Raw genomic sequence first — 16812 nt, forward strand, 5'->3', positions numbered from 1 at the left:
GATGAATTCTGATACTCCGCTACAACTGCTGGGTGGTATTACCGCGCGCGAGTTCATGCGCGATTACTGGCAGAAGAAACCCTTGCTGGTACGCCAAGCCATCCCCGGTTTTGAAAGCCCGATTTCCCCAGACGAGCTGGCCGGTCTGGCGCTGGAAGAAGAAATCGAATCGCGCCTGGTGATCGAACATGGTGCTCACCCCTGGGAACTGCGCCGCGGCCCGTTTGCCGAAGACGCTTTTGCCGAACTGCCTGAGCGCGACTGGACCCTGCTGGTGCAGGCGGTCGACCAGTTCGTGCCGGAAGTGGCCGAGCTGCTGGAAGAGTTCAAGTTTCTGCCAAAGTGGCGCATCGATGACGTGATGGTCAGCTTCGCCGTTCCGGGTGGCGGCGTAGGCCCGCATTACGACAACTACGACGTGTTTCTCCTGCAGGGTTACGGCAAGCGCCGCTGGCAGGTTGGCCAGCAGTGCAATACCGATAGCCCGACACTGCAACACGCGGATCTGAAGATCCTCGCTGAATTCGTTAAAACTGAAGAATGGGTTCTGGAGCCCGGCGACATGCTTTATCTGCCGCCGCTTCTGGCCCACTGTGGTACCGCTGAGGATGACTGTATGACGTATTCCGTAGGCTTCCGTGCGCCAAGCGCTGCTGAAGTTCTGACTCATTTCACCGATTTTCTCGGCCAGTTCCTGCCTGACGAAGAGCGCTACAGCGATGCCGACGCGCAGCCGACCAGCGACCCGACGCAGATCCAGCGCGACGCTCTGGATCGTCTCAAAGCCCTGCTCACCGAGCACATGAGTGATGAGCGCCTGCTGATGACCTGGTTCGGCCAGTTCATGACCGAACCCAAGTATCCAGAGTTGATTGCCGGCATCGAGATCGACGAAGCAGGCTTCATCGCCGGGCTGGAAAATGGCGCGATACTGATCCGCAACCCGAGCGCACGGATGGCCTGGTCGGAAGTTGGCGACGATCTGGTGCTGTTCGCCAGCGGCCAGAGCCGTCTGCTTTCGGCCAATCTGCGTGAGCTGCTGAAACTGGTGTGTGCGGCCGATGCCCTGCACATCGAAAACCTCGGCGCATGGCTCGCTGATGATGAAGGGCGTAATCTGTTGGTTGAACTGGTCAAACAAGGCAGCCTGGAGTTTGCTGATGAGTGAGATACAGGTTCGTCTGGCCGACTGGCAGAAGGACAACGCTGACTTGCGGCGCATTCGCGAAACCGTTTTCATCGCGGAACAAGCGGTGCCGCCGGAGCTCGAATGGGATGCCGAAGACGCCGATGCCGTGCATTTTCTGGCACTGGAAGGCGACTACCCGGTCGGCACCGCGCGCCTGTTACCCGATGGCCATATCGGCCGGGTGTCAGTGCTTAAGGACTGGCGCGGCCTGAACGTGGGTGTGGCACTGATCCAGGCGGTGATCGCGGAAGCGGAAGATCGTGGCCTGACCCAGCAAATGCTCAGCGCCCAGGTTCACGCCACCGCCTTCTATGAAAAGCTCGGGTTTGCCATCGTCAGCGGGGAGTACCTTGACGCCGGCATCCCCCACGTGGACATGGTGCGTCATAGCGCCTAGAGGCAGAGATGAACGACGAAAACGCCCCGAATGACCCTACCGAACCGCTGGAGCCCATAGAGCTTCCCGCCATCGAGTTTCAGTCACCGGGGCGTTTTGCTGTGCACAACCCGGGCAGCCTCAGCCCGGATAGCCCACGCGCAGAACCGGCGCCGTTCACCCTTGGCGCGCACACCACGCTGGAGCGCTTCAGCCAGCCCGAACAGGCCCGCGCCCATGCCCTCGCGCTGTTACAACAAGCGCAGCGCAGCCTGTGCATCTACAGCCACGACCTGGAGCCCTGGCTCTATCACCACAGCAGCGTGCAAGACGCCTGCACCCGTTTTCTCCTGGCCAGCCCGCGCAATCAACTGCGTATTCTGCTGCGCGACCCCAGTCGTGCGGTCAAGGAAGGCCACCGCCTGCTCAGCCTCTCGCGCCGGCTGTCCTCCAACCTGCAGATCCGCAAGCTGCACCCGGACTACCCTAATGAGGAGCTGGCGTTTTTGCTGGCCGACGATCGCGGTTTGCTGCTGTTACCCGAAATTGGCCAGGCCAGCGGCTATGCCCTGTACCAAGACCCCGGGCGTAATCGCCAACGCCGCGCACAGTTTGATCAAGCCTGGGATACCAGCATCACCGACGCTGATTTACGGAGTTTTCTGCTATGAAGGTTCGTGCCCTGCTCGCCGCTGCGCTGTTTAGTTGCAGCCTGTCTCTAAGCGCTGCGACCGAGGTGATTCCACTGAATTTCCGCACGGCTGATGAAGTGCTCAGTGTGGTGCAATCGGTGCTCGGCCACGAGGGTAAGGTCAACGCCTATGGCAACCAGTTGATCGTCAATGCCGAGCCAGCGAAGATTGCCGAGGTGCGCGCCCTGCTGCAGCAACTCGACACCGAACCACGCCGCTTGCTGATCAGCGTCGACACCAATGAATCAGGCTTTCAGTCCGACCGCGGTTACCGCGCCGACGGCACGATCAGCGCCGGCAATGCCGAAGTACAGATTGGCCAGGGCGAAATCAATGGTCGCGATCAGGTGCGCATTATCCGCCGCAGTACCGACAGCCGCAGCGGTGGTACCCAGCAAGTGCAGGCCACTGAGGGTTATCCAGCGCTGATTCAGGTCGGCCAGAGCGTGCCGCTGACTACCCGCGGGCGTGATGCCTATGGCCAGCCCTATAGCAATACCCAGTATCGCAACGTCACTCGCGGTTTCTACGTCACGGCCAGCATCAGTGGCGAGCGTGTGCATATCGACATCAGCAGCAACCGTGATCGCCTCAGCCAGTCACAGCCCGGCGCCATTGATGTGCAAAGCACCGATACGCGAGTCAGCGGACGACTGGGCGAATGGATCAGCATTGGCGGCGTCAGCGAGCAAAGCCAGGGCGAGCAAGGCGACTTTCTGCAACACCGCTCGACCCAGGGCCGTGAAGACATGAGCATGCGCGTCAAAGTCGACGTGGTTAACTAAACCCCGCGCCCCTCCCTAGCACTGGGCCGCCCTGGCCCAGTGCCGATAACCGCTCATCGGCTGATCTATGTCGCCGCCGCAAAGCAAAAACCTCGCAGCCATTGCCCAACCCCGCAAAGCGCCGGATAGAGCCGTAAAAGCTGACTTGTCGGTCGTTTTCGGATTTATGTAGTAGTCATGTAAAAAGCACTACAAAATAATTGACGAACACTTTTGGCAGAGGCATGATGGCCCCGCTCCCGCTAATCAGAGGTGCTGAAAGGCCCTCCGAATCGCGCTCCAACTTACCGTCCGAGCCGATTTGCGTTGTAAAGCCCACAAGGCCGTTCGATGAGATTGCGACTGGAACGAAGTTGTCCTGAGGGACGGGGAAGCGTTTAGCAACAGCGCGCAGCACGCACAGCAAGTTGAGTCGTCCGGCAGCATCTTTGGCCGGTAAACGCCAAATGATTCGCTCATTTGCAACAGCTGAAGCCCGCGAACTGTTTAGCTCGTCACCCTCCTCCCGGATCAATTCCGTCTCAAGTCGATGTCTCGGCGTTCTGCAGTTGGCTACAACAACCTCCAGCAACACAGTTTTCGGTGGGGGAAGTCGGTGCTCAACCAAACACATACTTTGAAGGATTGACCATGTCAGCTTATCAAAACGACATCAAAGCCGTTGCCGCCCTTAAAGCAGCTGCCGGCAGCAGCTGGAGCGCTATTGACCCTGAGTCCGTAGCCCGTATGCGCGCTCAGAACCGCTTCAAAACCGGTCTGGAAATCGCTCAGTACACTGCTGACATCATGCGCAAAGACATGGCTGAGTACGACGCTGACTCCTCCGTCTACACCCAGTCGCTTGGTTGCTGGCATGGCTTCATCGGTCAGCAGAAGCTGATTTCGATCAAGAAGCACCTGAAGACCACCAACAAGCGCTACCTCTACCTGTCGGGCTGGATGGTTGCTGCTCTGCGTTCGGATTTCGGTCCGCTGCCAGACCAGTCCATGCACGAGAAGACCTCTGTATCCGGCCTGATCGAAGAGCTGTATACCTTCCTGCGCCAGGCTGACGCCCGTGAACTGGATCTGCTGTTCACCGCTCTGGACGCTGCCCGCGCTGCTGGCGACAACGCCAAAGCTGCTGACCTGCAGAACCAGATCGACAACTACGAAACTCACGTAGTACCAATCATCGCTGACATCGACGCTGGTTTCGGTAACCCGGAAGCCACCTACTTGCTGGCCAAGAAGATGATCGAAGCGGGTGCTTGCTGCATCCAGATCGAAAACCAGGTTTCCGACGAGAAGCAGTGCGGCCACCAGGACGGTAAAGTAACCGTTCCTCACGCCGACTTCCTGGCCAAGATCAACGCTGTTCGCTACGCATTCCTGGAACTGGGCATCGACAACGGCGTGATCGTTGCTCGTACCGACTCCCTGGGTGCTGGCCTGACCAAGCAAATCGCCGTGACCAAAGAGCCAGGCGACCTGGGCGACCAGTACAACTCCTTCCTGGATTGCGAAGAAGTTTCCGCTGCTGACCTGAACAACGGTGACGTAGTTCTGAACCGTGGTGGCAAGCTGCTGCGTCCTAAGCGTCTGCCTTCCAACCTGTTCCAGTTCCGTGCTGGCACCGGTGAAGCGCGTTGCGTACTGGACAGCATCACTTCGCTGCAGAACGGCGCTGACATGCTGTGGATCGAAACCGAGAAGCCACACGTCGGCCAGATCGCAGAAATGGTTAACGAAATCCGTAAAACCATCCCGAACGCCAAGCTGGTTTACAACAACAGCCCATCGTTCAACTGGACCCTGAACTTCCGTCAGCAGGCATACGATGCCATGGTTGCTGAAGGCAAGGACGTTTCTGCCTACGATCGCGCCAAACTGATGAGCGTTGATTACGACGAAACTGAACTGGCTCAGATCGCTGACGAGCGCATCCGCACCTTCCAGCGCGACGGTTCGGCTCAGGCTGGTATCTTCCACCACCTGATCACCCTGCCGACTTACCACACCGCTGCGTTGTCCACCGACAACCTGGCCAAAGGGTACTTCGCAGACCAAGGCATGCTGGCCTACGTGAAAGGCGTTCAGCGTCAGGAAATCCGTCAAGGTATCGCCTGCGTTAAGCACCAGAACATGTCCGGTTCCGACATCGGCGACGCTCACAAAGAGTACTTCGCTGGCGAAGCTGCTCTGAAAGCCGGCGGCAAAGACAACACCATGAACCAGTTCAGCTAAGAACCGGCTCACTCAACCGAGGCCACGATCAAGGTTGAGGGTGTTGAAAAAATCCCAGCAGAAATGCTGGGATTTTTTTTGCCTGCAATTTGCCCTTTTCTGATTCTGTGCGCTTTCGCACAGCCGCTGTCATGTTTACGTCAATTTACTTGGATAGCGTCAGGCACCCGTCGATTAATCCAAGGAGCCTGCATGAGCCACGATAATGACAACTCAGTGCTGTTCGGCAATGGCGATGAATTGCCCAGCAATGCGTCCAGCAACCCGCATATCAATCAGATGATCGACGGCGTCGGTCGTCGGCAAGTGCTGGCCGCCGGTGCCGCGCTCGGCACTCTGGCGTTTCTCGGCAGCGCCCTGCCCGGCGCCGCTGTTGCGGCTGAACCAGCGGCCAAGGGCCTGGATAAGCTGCGCTTTAAACCGCGCAGCAAACTGCCCTTCACGGCTATTGCGACCAATCGTTTAGACAGCATCAGTGTGCCGGCGGGTTACCGCGCCACGCCCTTTATCCCCTGGGGCACGCCGATAACCGGCAACTATCCGGCTTACCTGAGCGATGGCAGCAACAGCGCCCAGGACCAGGCTGAGCAACTGGGCATGCACCATGACGGCATGCATTTCTTCCCGATTGACGCACAGCGCGGCGGCAAGAAAAGCGATCACGGATTGCTGGTGCTCAACCACGAATATATCGATGCGCCACTGCTACACCCCAATGGCCCGACGCTCGCTGCCGGTAAACGCAGCAGCGCCGAGGAAGTACGTAAGGAGATCAACGCCCACGGTGTTTCAGTGGTGGAAGTACGCCGTGGCCTGAATGGCGAGTGGGCCGTGCTGCCGAGCGCCCGAAACCGCCGTATCACCGGGGCTACGCCCATGCAGATCAGCGGCCCTGCGCGCGGTCATGTGCTGCTGAAAACCCGTTACAGCCCCAAAGGCACGGCAACCCGCGGAACCCTGAACAATTGCTCTAACGGTTTTACCCCATGGGGAACCTACCTGACCTGTGAAGAGAACTGGGCTGGTTACTTTGCCAGCCGCGATAGCGACTTACCGCGCGAACTGAGCCGCTATGGCCTGCGCAGCAGCAGCCGCTACGGCTGGGATCACCTCACGGGTGATGAGTTCGAGCGTTTTGATGCCACGCGCATCACAACCACCGCCAGCGCGGACTATCGTAACGAACCCAATCACTTTGGCTGGATTGTCGAAATCGACCCATTCGCGCCGGAATCCGTCCCAGTCAAGCGCACGGCACTCGGCCGCTTCGCCCACGAAGGCCTGGTGTTTGCCCCGGTAAAATCCGGCCGCCCGGTGGTGTGCTACTCCGGCGACGATTCGCAGAACGAGTACATCTATAAATACGTCAGCCGCGACAAGTACCGGCCAGGGCGCAGTAATGGCCGTTTGCTGGATGAAGGCACGCTGTATGTCGCGCGTTTCGATGCTAGCGGCAAGGGTGAATGGCTGGCGCTGGATATCAACAACAAGAAATTCCAGAAAGCCTGCATGGCAGCTGGGGTGAGTTTTGCCGACCAGGGCGAAGTGTTGATCAATACCCGTCTGGCCGCTGACGTGGTTGGTGCTACCAAGATGGACCGCCCGGAATGGGGCGCGGTCAATCCGGACAACGGTGAGGTGTATTTCACCCTGACCAACAACACTGCCCGGACCAGCACTGATGCCGCCAACCCGCGCCCAGCCAACGCGTTCGGCCATATCATCCGTTGGCGTGAACTAAGCAAGGATTACGCCGGCCGGAAGTTTGCCTGGAGCCTGTTTATGTTGGCCGGGCCTGAGAGCGACAGCATCGGCCCGAATGGCAAACCGCTTACGGCTGACAACCGCCTGGCCAGCCCCGATGGGCTGTGGTTTGACGAAGAAGGCCGGCTGTGGATTCAGACCGACATGAGCGGCAGCCAATTGAGCAGCGGGCCGTTTGGCAACAACCAGATGCTGGTGGCTGAGCCGCGCACTGGTGAACTTAAGCGGTTCCTGGTGGGGCCTGTGGGCGCCGAGGTAACGGGCATCACCGCAACGCCGGACTTCCGCACGCTGTTCGTCAATATCCAGCACCCGGGCGAAGGCTCCACGGCGACTAACCTGCTCAGCACCTGGCCCGATGGCCCCGCTCAGCGTCCGCGCTCGGCCACCGTGATCATCACCCGTGAAGACGGCCGTCGGCTGCTTTAATCGGCTGGCAATTATGTGACCGGCCAGCCCTGGCCGGTCACATTTTGCTGTGACAGACTCATGCTCTTCCCTCTGCGCAAAGAGCATAAGCATGTCCAGCAACCGCTTGAGCCGTATCGTCGACAAAATCCAGCAACTGCCCAGCGCCCTGCAAAGCCCGGCGCTGTCGCTGCTATTTGGCTCCCAGGTGAAGTTCGCCGGCACCGCCAAGGTGCGCGTGCATACGCTGACCCAGCAGCAGGCGGTGATGAGCATCGCCAACAAGCGCAAGGTACAAAACCACATTAAAGGCGTGCATGCCGCCGCCATGGCGTTGCTGGCTGAATCGGCCACGGGTTTTCTGGTGGGTATGAACGTGCCGGATGACAAACTGCCGCTAATCAAAAGCCTCAAGGTCGACTACCTCAAGCGCGCCACTGGCAGCCTGCGCGCCGTGGCAAGCCTGACACCCGAGCAGATTCAAGCCATTCATACCCAGGAAAAAGGCGAAGTACTGGTTGCCGTGACCGTGACCGATGAAGCCGGCATCCAGCCGATCCAGTGTGAAATGCTGTGGGCCTGGGTTAGCAAGAAGCGCTGAATGCAGACTGGGCTAAGCTGAAAACGCCGTAGTGTGCGGCGTTATTCGGGAGATAGCCGGTGCAGGGAAAACCTCTTTTAATTGGTGGTGGGCTGGTGCTGATTGCCGTGCTCGGTACGCTGTACTGGCGTTTGCACAACGAGCCACCGTTGGCCGCGCTGACCAGTCCGGCCGATAACACTGCAAGCGTGTTTACGGGTGATAACCCCGCAACGCCGATGCCCACCGAGGCGCAGCTGCAAGAGCTGTTGCAAAACCCCGCCGTAAAAAACCAGGAGCAGCGTTTGGCGTTCCATCAGGCCTATCGCAGCTTTGTCAGCGGGGCTGCCGAGCTGTCCCCCGCACAACGTGAAAGCCAGGCGCAGGCCTTACGTGAGCAGATCGAGACTTACGAGCAGCGCAACGAGCTGGCCATGAGTGAGTCGTTGTTACTGCAACTGGGGTTGATTCAGCTCACCACCGGCGATGAACAAGCGCAGAAAGACCAAGCAACCGCCTTGGTCGCGCGCTACAAGGCGATTAGCGCCGAGCGCGAAGCCAAGGCCGCGACACCCAGCGCCGAGTTTCGCCGTTACAAGACCGATGAGAAACGCATCGTTGAGGAGATCCTGAGCATGGATAGCTTCCCCGATGGTTTGAGCCGTGATGAATACCTGCGCCAACGCCTGCAGCAGGCGCGTGAACAGCATTATCAATAACCCGACCTGAGCAGGCTGCTCAGGTCGGGCGGCGGCGTTGTTACAGCAGTTGGTCGAGCGCGTAGTACAGCAGGTTGAAGGGCTTGTTGCGGTCGGCGGTGTCGCTTTGCTCAGAGGCATCGAGTACCGGGCCGCTGCCATTCATCACGTTATTGACGAAGTCATCCAGCTGCAGGTTCTGCTCCTGAATATCCGCGTTGGCAAACTCGATGATGCTGGTGCAGTGGCTCTCATTGACCGCGCGGTACTGCGGGAAGTAACCGCCAACATTCGGCAGGTTGGCCAGCTCGTTACGCAGCCTGCCGGTGTCCACATCCCACTTGGCGTGGATCAGCGCCTCCTTGGCGACCTGGTTCGGTGCATTGATGATCTCTGGGTAGAACCGCTCATAGGAATAGGACGAGTAATTCAGATCCTTCCAAAAGTGCGTATGGCCCATGCGGTCGCCTGCCAGGTTGCTCGATAGCGCCGGGTAGAGACTGCCAAGGTTGTTCAGGTTCAGCCCCGGCAAACGTGACTGCAGGTACGGCAACGGCCCGGCATCCAGGCCCCAGGCATCGCGAATAAAACCCTGCAACGGCAAGGACGGATAGGCCTCGTTGCCCCCACCACTGATAGCCGAGAACACTGGGCCAGAGTCATTGATCAGGAAGCTGCGTGTGGGCGCGATGTCCTGCCGGGTTGGTGCGTAGTTGGTCAGGCTGCCGGCACCACCCGCGCTACAACCGGTGGTCAGCATTTGCGTGGGGCGCGGCAGGTTGTCTTTCAGCCAGCCCACTACCGCACGCATGTTGCGCAGGCCGTTGTGGTGCCAGATCAGCGGCGCCTGCTGGCTTTGCGGGTCTTCATAGACTGCAACCTTGTCGCCTGAGTAGATGTCGCCGGTGCAATACGGCACATAGACCATGTTCCAGTTCTGAGTCTTAACCCGCGTCCAGGGATGCAGGCGCACGACAAAGGGGCTAACCAGGCTGGCCCCCGGGTTGAGCAGGCTCATGTAGTCATTGGGAATGCCGTCGGGATTGCGCGCACCGCGAATGCCGCTCTGGCCGGTGCAGCTGGCGTAGTCCCAGCACGCCCCGCCACCTTCCAGATAGATGATGGTGTTACGGGTATTGGGCACGCGGTTGACGAAGAACTTGTAAGGCGAGCCGTTGCCACACACAGCGCCGGTTTGCGGGGCCATCTGCACGGTTTGCCAGGCGTAGTAATTAGCCGGTTTGAAGCCGCTGTTGAAACCGCCCGGGTTGGCGAGTAGCGGATACGGCCCGAGGCGTTGCGCCGGGGTGACCTTGTTATCTGCCGCCGGTGCAACCACCAGGTTGCTCAGGGTTTGCCAGAAGTTGTAATCGCCCTGCTCGGCCTGCACTGGCATGGCCAGGGCCGAAACCATCAGCGGCGCGACACAGCGCCGAAGTGTTATCGCTACAGACATAGTGAGTCCCTCATCTTGTTGTTATCGATGGGTCCACATACCCGAGCCGTTGTACGAATCCCCTCCAGCTATCACCCAAAATCAGCCAATCACCTACTGGAGACTGCTCATACACCGCGCCGAAGCAGCAGTAACTACGCGTACCCAAACGTGTCGCCGCTGCTCAGATTTCAAGCGGGCCCGGCGATTCGTGCACGTTAGTCCAAGAAACTCCCGCTAACCACAGGGTTACATACTTATTGGATATAGATCGGTGGGTTTTTAAGCTGCTGCAGTTATCTGCCTGCGCGTGATTCCTGCAGTGGTATGCGCAATAAAAAAGGGAAGCATGGCTTCCCTTTCAATGCGGTTGCGTCAGGTGCTAGATGCGGAATTGCCGCACCAGTGCGCCCAGTCGTTCGCCCAGCCCGGCCAGATTGCGCGCGGTCTGCGCGCCCTGCTGGGTTTCGTCGGCCACGCTGTCGACCGCCACGGCAATCTTGTGCACGCTGCGGTTGATCTCTTCGGCAACCGCGGTCTGCTCCTCGGCAGCGCTAGCGATCTGCGCGTTCATCGCGTTGATGGTGCCGATCAGTTGCGCGATGGCATCCAGCGACGTGCCGGCGCGATTGGCCTGCTCGCTGGTCACATCACCGGCATCACTGGAGCGGCGCATTGCGGTCACCGCATCCTGGGTGCCCTTCTGCAAACGGTCGATCATGCCCTGGATTTCCTGGGTACTCTGCTGCGTACGACTAGCCAGCGCCCGCACCTCATCGGCCACCACGGCAAAGCCGCGCCCCGCTTCACCGGCGCGGGCAGCCTCAATGGCAGCGTTGAGTGCCAGCAGATTGGTTTGCTCGGCGATGGAGCGAATCACATCGAGCACACTGACAATCGACGACACGTCTTTCTGCAGAGTGTCGAGAGACACGCCGCTGTCGCGGATGTCCTGCACCAGGGTATGGATGCGCTCGATACTGCCATCGACCACTTTTTTCGCCGCCTGGCCTTCGGTGTCAGTCTTCTGCGCCGCTTCAGCTGCGCCCTGGGCACTCTGCGCAACTTCGTGGGCGGCGGCGGACATTTCATTGATGGCGGTGGCGACCTGATCGGTCTCATGGCGCTGACGCTCCATGGCCTCCTCCGAGCGCTGGGCTTGAGTTGATACCTGGCCGACCAGCTCGGTTAGCTGGCCCGTCATATCGACAATCTGACGTACCAGACCATGAATTTTCTCGACAAACCGGTTGAACGAACCTGCCAACTGGCCCAGTTCATCATCGCCATTGATTGGCAAGCGTCGGGTCAGGTCACCTTCACCGGCGGCGATGTCATCAAGGTTATCTTTTATCTGCTGCAGGGGGCGCAGGAACGCATTGCTCAGCACTACACCCACGATGCCAAAGACCAGTAGCAGCACAGCGGCCACAATCATGATGCTGGTGATGATGGTACTGATGCGTTCATCAATCTCAACCTGCACCATGGCGATCTGTGCTTCTACACCGTCAAGGTTGATTGCCGTGCCCAGTGCCATGTCCCATTTGGGCAGGTAAAAGCTGTAGGCCATTTTCGGCACCAACACTGCGTCATTGCTAGGTAATGGCGAGCTGTAGTTAACGAAATAGGTGTTGTTTTTCGCCACATTAACCAACTCACGGTTGGTGTAAACCCCGTTGGGGTCGCGGCGATCGGCCAGACTCTTGCCCACATCGACCGAGCTATCACCACGGAACAGGCGGACCACGTTGGAGTCATGGCCAAAAAAGTAACCATCCTTACCGTACTTGATCTTCGACAGAATGCTAATCGCCTGCTCACGGCTGCCCATATCACCTTGCGCCGCACCGTCATACAGCATCTGCACCGAGCCCATCGCGATCTGTATGTAGTGTTCCAATTCATCACGGCTTTGCTGTAACAACCGCTCACGTGTTTCTTTGATCTCTTGCTCCGCCAGATGCTGCAGCACCTTGGCAGCAGCACCGCTGAGAACCAGGGCAAACAACACCACTGGAACCAGTGCCAGCAGCACTACTTTTGATTTCAATGTAAGGCGCATAGAGCAGGTCCTTGCTTGGCAGTGAAGCGAAATTAAAACGGGGCTACCGGTTTATCGGTAGCCCCGCTGAAAGATTGAATCGCCTGTTTGCGAACACGCAACAGACGTGCAATGCCCCGGTCAAATCACCATAGCTGCTACCCAACCGAATACCAGCAACGGCAGGTTGTAGTGCAGGAAGGTCGGCACTACGCTGTCCCAGATATGGTTGTGTTGGCCATCGACGTTGAGCCCGGCAGTTGGCCCGAGGGTCGAGTCGGAGGCAGGCGAGCCGGCATCACCCAGCGCGCCGGCAGTGCCGACAATGCACAGAATGGCTAGCGGGCTGAAGCCCAATTGCAGACCCAGCGGTACGAAAATCGCGGCAATGATCGGCACGGTGGAGAACGACGAACCGATACCCATAGTCACCAGCAGGCCAACCAGCAGCATCAACAGCGCACCCAGCGCCTTGTCGTGACCAATCAGCTCAGCGGAGCTGTCGACCAGGCTTTTCACTTCGCCAGTGGCTTTCATCACTTCGGCAAAACCGGCGGCGGCGATCATGATAAAGCCGATCATCGCCATCATTTTCATCCCCTCGGTAAACAGGCCATCGGCCTCTTTCCAGCGCACCACGCCAGACACCGAGAAGATGATAAAGCCGGCCAGCGCACCGATAATCATCGAGTCCAGCCACAGCTGCACAACAAACGCAGTAACAATTGCCACGCCCGCCACCAGCAGACTCAGCGGGTTGTAGGCGACATCCACGCGCTCGACCTGTTCGATCTTGCTCAGGTCGTAGACACGTTTCTTGCGGTAGCTGAACAGCACCGCTACCAGCAAACCAAACAGCATGCCCAGCGCCGGAATCGCCATGGCCTTGCTCACGTCCAGGCTGCTGGTATCGACGCCGCCACTGGCGACATTGGCCAGCAGAATGTCATTGAGGAAAATCCCGCCAAAACCCACCGGTAAAAACATGTAGGGGGTAATCAAGCCAAAGGTCAGCACGCAGGCGATCAGGCGACGATCGAGCTGCAGTTTGCTCAACACATACAATAGAGGCGGCACCAGCAGCGGGATAAACGCGATATGAATCGGCAGGATGTTCTGCGAGGAAATCGCCACCACCAACAACAGCGCAATCAGCAGCCACTTGAGCAGGCCAGCACCTTTGGCGTCCTGCTTACCGACCATGGCCAGGGCCTTGTCCGCCAGGGCGTGGGCCAGGCCGGATTTGGCAATCGCCACAGCAAATGCGCCAAGCAAGGCATAGGACAACGCCACTGTCGCCCCGCCGCCCAGGCCTTTGTTAAATGCAGCCAGAGAGCCTTCAATGCCCAGGCCACCGAGCAGGCCACCGGCCAAGGCGCCGACGATCAGGGCTACCACCACATGCACACGGCACAAGCTGAGAATCAGCATGATCCCCACTGCCGCAACGACTGCGTTCATCGATTTACTCCCGCAATTTAAATAGGTCCGCGAAGGTTTCGACCTTCTCTGGATGCTGCGCCGGCTCGGCGAAGGGCGCGTACTCTGCACAATGCTGACTGACCTGTCAAAACACCCGTAAATTATTCTGTACAAGGCGTTGCTAATTTCGATTAATCTGCGGCTTAAAGAGCGCTACTGGCCTGCAATTTGCTCTGCTTTACTTAACCTGAAACTTAAAGAAAAGTGCCTAAGCGCCGATAGGCGCTCTAAGCCTCATTCATATAAAGGTCCTGAAAATGCTGTTCAGCCGACTTTCTATCCAGTTGAAGATCACCCTACTGGCCGGCCTTTGCTTGCTGGCAATTGTTGCGGTGCTGGTTTCCGCCTCGGTTATCCAGGCCTCACGCAGCGCCAGCCTGGTCAAGCAGGCCAGCACGGCCATGCTGCAAGAGTCCGCACAGCTGCGCATGTCCGCACGCGGCGAATCCCAGGCCTTGCAAATCCAGCGCTATTTTATGGACGCCTATCAGTACGGGCGTGGTGCGGCTACGCAGGTATTGTTTATTCGTGAACAGGCCGAAAAACGCTTTCTCGATGCCTTCGACCTACGTGAAGACCTGACTCGTCAGGTACGCAGTGCATTGGAAGCCAACCGCAGCTTGCTGGGCATTTATGTCGCGTTCGAGCCCAACGCACTGGATGGCAAGGATGAGCTATTTGCCGATCAGGAAAACCTAGGCAGCAATGATAAAGGTCGCTTTTCGATCTACTGGTCACAGGGCGATAACGGCGAACTCAGCTCCGAGGCCATGACCGAAGAAAACCTCAACGACACCACACCAGGTATCAGCGGCGCGCCCTATAACGCTTGGTACAGCTGCCCATTGCAGAAAAAAAAGGTGTGTCTGCTTGATCCCTATATCGATGAGGCTGACGGGGTAAAAACCCTGATGACCAGCATCGCTTTCCCCTTGATCCAAGGCGACAAAGTGATTGGTGTACTGGGTGTGGATATCAGCCTGGCCAGTCTGCAGGAGCTGAGTACCAGCGCGCACCAAGGTCTGTTTGACGGTGCTGGACATGTCAGCATCATCAGCCCCGCAGGCTTGCTTGCTGGGCACAGTCGCGACAGCAGCCTGTTAGGTGGAAAACTGGAGAAAGCCTTCACTGACCAACACAGCGAAATACTCAGTTTGGTCGCAAGTAATCGCCCAGAAACCTTGCACTACGACGGTGCACTGCAAGTGCTACAACCGCTGCTGCCGATCCCTGAGTCGCAACCCTGGGGCGTTTTAATGGAGGTGCCGGAGAAGGTTCTGCTGGCCCCGGCAGCTCGCCTCGAAGCGCAAATGGATGAAATGGGCACACGCAGCACTGCCGTTTCATTGGGCCTAGGCCTGGCTGCGGGAGTAGTGGGTATTCTGCTGATCTGGCTGACGGCGCTGGGTGTCACTCGACCAATTCTCGGTGTAGCGGCGATGCTGAAAAATATCGCCAGTGGCGAAGGCGACCTCACCCGCCGTCTGGAATACGCCAAACAGGATGAGTTAGGTGAGCTGGTCAGCTGGTTCAACCGTTTCCTCGACAAGCTGCAACCGATCATCGCTGACGTCAAACGCAGTGTGCAGGACGCCCGCAGCACCGCCGACCAGTCCGCGCTGATCGCTAGCCAGACCAGCGACGGCATGCAGCAGCAGTTCCGTGAAGTCGATCAGGTTGCCACCGCCTTCCAGGAAATGAGCGCCACTGCGCAGGATGTTGCGCACAACGCCGCCCAGGCCGCAGAAGCCGCGCGTACCGCTGACCATGCCAGCCGCGAAGGCATGAGCGTGATTGGCAAGACCACCTCGACTATCGAACTGCTGGCCAATGAGATGAACGTGGCCATGCAGGAAGTCGAAGGCCTGGCTAACAGCAGCGAGAAGATCGGCTCGGTACTGGAAGTGATCCGCTCGATCGCCGAACAGACCAACCTGCTGGCACTCAACGCCGCGATTGAAGCCGCCCGCGCCGGTGAGGCTGGGCGTGGTTTTGCTGTAGTAGCCGATGAAGTGCGCAATCTGGCAAAACGTACCCAGGACTCGGTGGAGGAAATCCGTCAGGTCATCGAAGGTCTGCAAAGTGGTACCAAGGAAGTGGTCAGCACCATGCATAGTAGCCATCGCCAGGCACAGGGCAGCGTTGAGCAGGTCGAGCAGGCAGTGGCCGTACTCCAGCGCATCAGTCAGGCGGTCAGCGTCATTACCGATATGAACCTGCAGATCGCCAGCGCCGCCGAGGAACAAAGCTCGGTAGCTGAGGAGATCAACCGCAATGTGGCTTCTATCCGGGATGTCACCGAGTCAATTTCTGTTCAGGCCGATGAGTCCGCCAAGATCAGCCAGGGCCTGAACAAACTGGCTAATCACCAGCAAAGTCTTATGGACCAGTTCCGCGTCTAAACGCCGGGTATAGCACCATCGGTCCGCCACTCTGGCGGCTGTTCCCTTGTGACGCAGGCTAGCAATCGTTAGCCTGCGTTTTTCATTTATGACTCATAAATTTGAGAGGTACACGATGCTCAATATCGCTTTGGTGGCTGGTTCAGGTCGTACTAATAGCCAATCGGGCAAGGTCGCCCGCTTCTTGCGCCAGCGCCTGATTCAGCTGGACCATACCGATGATGCGCAGAGCAACGTGATTGACCTGGGGCTCGCCCCGCTACCGCTTTGGCCCGCCGACGACACCGGTCCCTGGGGCCTGTACAGCAAACAACTGGCGGCCGCCGATGCCGTAGTGATCATTTCCCCAGAGTGGAATGGCATGGCCTGCCCGGCCATCAAGAACTTCTTTATCTATGCCAGTAAGGCCGAATTGGCGCACAAACCAGGGCTGCTGGTTGGCGTCTCCTCGGGGGTTGGCGGGGCTTACCCGATCAGCGAATTACGCTCGTCTAGCTACAAGAACTGCCGCCTCTGCTACCTGCCAGAACACCTGATCGTACGCAGCGTCGAGAAGGTGCTGAACACACCGGAACCAAGCAGCGAAGATGATCAGCGCCTGCATGCACGGATCGATTACGAGCTGGATATTCTGGCCAAGTACGCGCACGCCCTACTTCCGGTGCGCGCCAGTATCGATATGAGCAATCCGGCATTTGCCAACGGCATGTGAGCATTGCTCTGGGCGCACC

Annotated in this window: 12 protein-coding genes and 3 pseudogenes; 11 read left to right on the forward strand and 4 right to left on the reverse strand. The window is 58.5% G+C overall.

Going from position 1 to position 16812, the window contains the following annotated elements; translation table 11 throughout:
• Position 1: 1 nt before the first annotated feature.
• The 8 genes from ACIGEK_RS11045 to ACIGEK_RS11080 all read left to right on the forward strand — a co-directional run bounded on the left by ACIGEK_RS11045 (position 2) and on the right by ACIGEK_RS11080 (position 8739).
• Positions 2-1168, forward strand: a complete 1167-nt coding sequence (locus ACIGEK_RS11045) for a JmjC domain-containing protein (protein ID WP_397493371.1) — start codon at positions 2-4, stop codon at positions 1166-1168.
• The gene (locus ACIGEK_RS11050; RefSeq protein ID WP_397493372.1) at positions 1161-1586 is read left to right on the forward strand and encodes a GNAT family N-acetyltransferase; all 426 of its coding nucleotides are present in this window, start codon (positions 1161-1163) and stop codon (positions 1584-1586) included. Before ACIGEK_RS11045 ends, ACIGEK_RS11050 begins: the two co-directional genes overlap by 8 nt.
• An 8-nt stretch (positions 1587-1594) precedes the next feature.
• A complete protein-coding gene (locus ACIGEK_RS11055; protein ID WP_397493373.1) occupies positions 1595-2236 on the forward strand; it encodes a histone acetyltransferase HPA2 in 642 nt (213 codons plus the stop codon).
• A complete protein-coding gene (locus ACIGEK_RS11060) occupies positions 2233-3042 on the forward strand; it encodes a secretin N-terminal domain-containing protein (RefSeq protein WP_397493374.1) in 810 nt (269 codons plus the stop codon). Before ACIGEK_RS11055 ends, ACIGEK_RS11060 begins: the two co-directional genes overlap by 4 nt.
• A gap of 630 nt (positions 3043-3672) precedes the next feature.
• Complete coding sequence (locus ACIGEK_RS11065; RefSeq protein WP_397493375.1) at positions 3673-5268, forward strand: isocitrate lyase; 1596 nt, start codon at positions 3673-3675, stop codon at positions 5266-5268.
• A gap of 192 nt (positions 5269-5460) precedes the next feature.
• Positions 5461-7461, forward strand: a complete 2001-nt coding sequence (locus ACIGEK_RS11070; RefSeq protein ID WP_397493376.1) for a PhoX family protein — start codon at positions 5461-5463, stop codon at positions 7459-7461.
• 91 nt (positions 7462-7552) lie between these two features.
• Positions 7553-8041, forward strand: a complete 489-nt coding sequence (locus ACIGEK_RS11075) for a DUF4442 domain-containing protein (protein ID WP_397493377.1) — start codon at positions 7553-7555, stop codon at positions 8039-8041.
• A 59-nt stretch (positions 8042-8100) separates the two neighbouring features.
• Positions 8101-8739: a hypothetical protein gene (locus ACIGEK_RS11080; protein WP_397493378.1), complete on the forward strand. Its 639-nt coding sequence runs from the start codon at positions 8101-8103 to the stop codon at positions 8737-8739.
• A gap of 40 nt (positions 8740-8779) precedes the next feature.
• On the opposite strand, the gene ACIGEK_RS11085 is transcribed toward ACIGEK_RS11080, so the two are convergent.
• From ACIGEK_RS11085 to ACIGEK_RS11100, 4 genes and pseudogenes are all read right to left on the reverse strand, one after another.
• Positions 8780-10174 (reverse strand): pectin acetylesterase-family hydrolase, encoded by a 1395-nt coding sequence (locus tag ACIGEK_RS11085; RefSeq protein ID WP_397493379.1) that lies wholly within the window; start codon positions 10172-10174, stop codon positions 8780-8782.
• Positions 10175-10535: 361 nt separating this feature from the next.
• Positions 10536-11357, reverse strand: a complete 822-nt coding sequence (locus ACIGEK_RS11090; protein WP_397493998.1) for a methyl-accepting chemotaxis protein — start codon at positions 11355-11357, stop codon at positions 10536-10538.
• Positions 11358-11441: 84 nt separating this feature from the next.
• Positions 11442-12218 (reverse strand): annotated as a pseudogene (locus ACIGEK_RS11095) (cache domain-containing protein); the annotation flags it as partial.
• Positions 12219-12338: 120 nt separating this feature from the next.
• The gene (locus ACIGEK_RS11100) at positions 12339-13658 is read right to left on the reverse strand and encodes a Na+/H+ antiporter family protein (protein ID WP_397493380.1); all 1320 of its coding nucleotides are present in this window, start codon (positions 13656-13658) and stop codon (positions 12339-12341) included.
• A gap of 497 nt (positions 13659-14155) precedes the next feature.
• Between ACIGEK_RS11100 and ACIGEK_RS11105 the strand changes: the two are divergent.
• From ACIGEK_RS11105 to ACIGEK_RS11115, 3 genes and pseudogenes are all read left to right on the forward strand, one after another.
• A pseudogene (locus ACIGEK_RS11105) lies at positions 14156-15223 on the forward strand (HAMP domain-containing protein); the annotation flags it as partial.
• Positions 15224-15568: 345 nt separating this feature from the next.
• A pseudogene (locus ACIGEK_RS11110) lies at positions 15569-16081 on the forward strand (methyl-accepting chemotaxis protein); the annotation flags it as partial.
• Positions 16082-16196: 115 nt separating this feature from the next.
• The gene (locus tag ACIGEK_RS11115) at positions 16197-16793 is read left to right on the forward strand and encodes an NADPH-dependent FMN reductase (protein WP_397493381.1); all 597 of its coding nucleotides are present in this window, start codon (positions 16197-16199) and stop codon (positions 16791-16793) included.
• The last annotated feature ends 19 nt before the right edge of the window (positions 16794-16812 follow it).

The sequence above is a fragment of the Pseudomonas sp. NPDC079086 genome (assembly GCF_044542155.1).
In the GTDB taxonomy this organism is placed as follows: domain Bacteria; phylum Pseudomonadota; class Gammaproteobacteria; order Pseudomonadales; family Pseudomonadaceae; genus Aquipseudomonas.

What these genes read in the sequence shown, in the direction of transcription:
- ACIGEK_RS11060 (WP_397493374.1), top strand. Translation starts at nt 2,233, where the DNA reads ATGAAGGTTCGTGCCCTGCTCGCCGCTGCGCTGTTTAGTTGCAGCCTG.
- ACIGEK_RS11050 (WP_397493372.1), top strand. Translation starts at nt 1,161, where the DNA reads ATGAGTGAGATACAGGTTCGTCTGGCCGACTGGCAGAAGGACAACGCT.
- ACIGEK_RS11090 (WP_397493998.1), bottom strand. Translation starts at nt 11,357, where the DNA reads ATGACGGGCCAGCTAACCGAGCTGGTCGGCCAGGTATCAACTCAAGCC.
- ACIGEK_RS11115 (WP_397493381.1), top strand. Translation starts at nt 16,197, where the DNA reads ATGCTCAATATCGCTTTGGTGGCTGGTTCAGGTCGTACTAATAGCCAA.
- ACIGEK_RS11045 (WP_397493371.1), top strand. Translation starts at nt 2, where the DNA reads ATGAATTCTGATACTCCGCTACAACTGCTGGGTGGTATTACCGCGCGC.
- ACIGEK_RS11065 (WP_397493375.1), top strand. Translation starts at nt 3,673, where the DNA reads ATGTCAGCTTATCAAAACGACATCAAAGCCGTTGCCGCCCTTAAAGCA.
- ACIGEK_RS11100 (WP_397493380.1), bottom strand. Translation starts at nt 13,658, where the DNA reads ATGAACGCAGTCGTTGCGGCAGTGGGGATCATGCTGATTCTCAGCTTG.
- ACIGEK_RS11055 (WP_397493373.1), top strand. Translation starts at nt 1,595, where the DNA reads ATGAACGACGAAAACGCCCCGAATGACCCTACCGAACCGCTGGAGCCC.
- ACIGEK_RS11075 (WP_397493377.1), top strand. Translation starts at nt 7,553, where the DNA reads ATGTCCAGCAACCGCTTGAGCCGTATCGTCGACAAAATCCAGCAACTG.
- ACIGEK_RS11085 (WP_397493379.1), bottom strand. Translation starts at nt 10,174, where the DNA reads ATGTCTGTAGCGATAACACTTCGGCGCTGTGTCGCGCCGCTGATGGTT.
- ACIGEK_RS11070 (WP_397493376.1), top strand. Translation starts at nt 5,461, where the DNA reads ATGAGCCACGATAATGACAACTCAGTGCTGTTCGGCAATGGCGATGAA.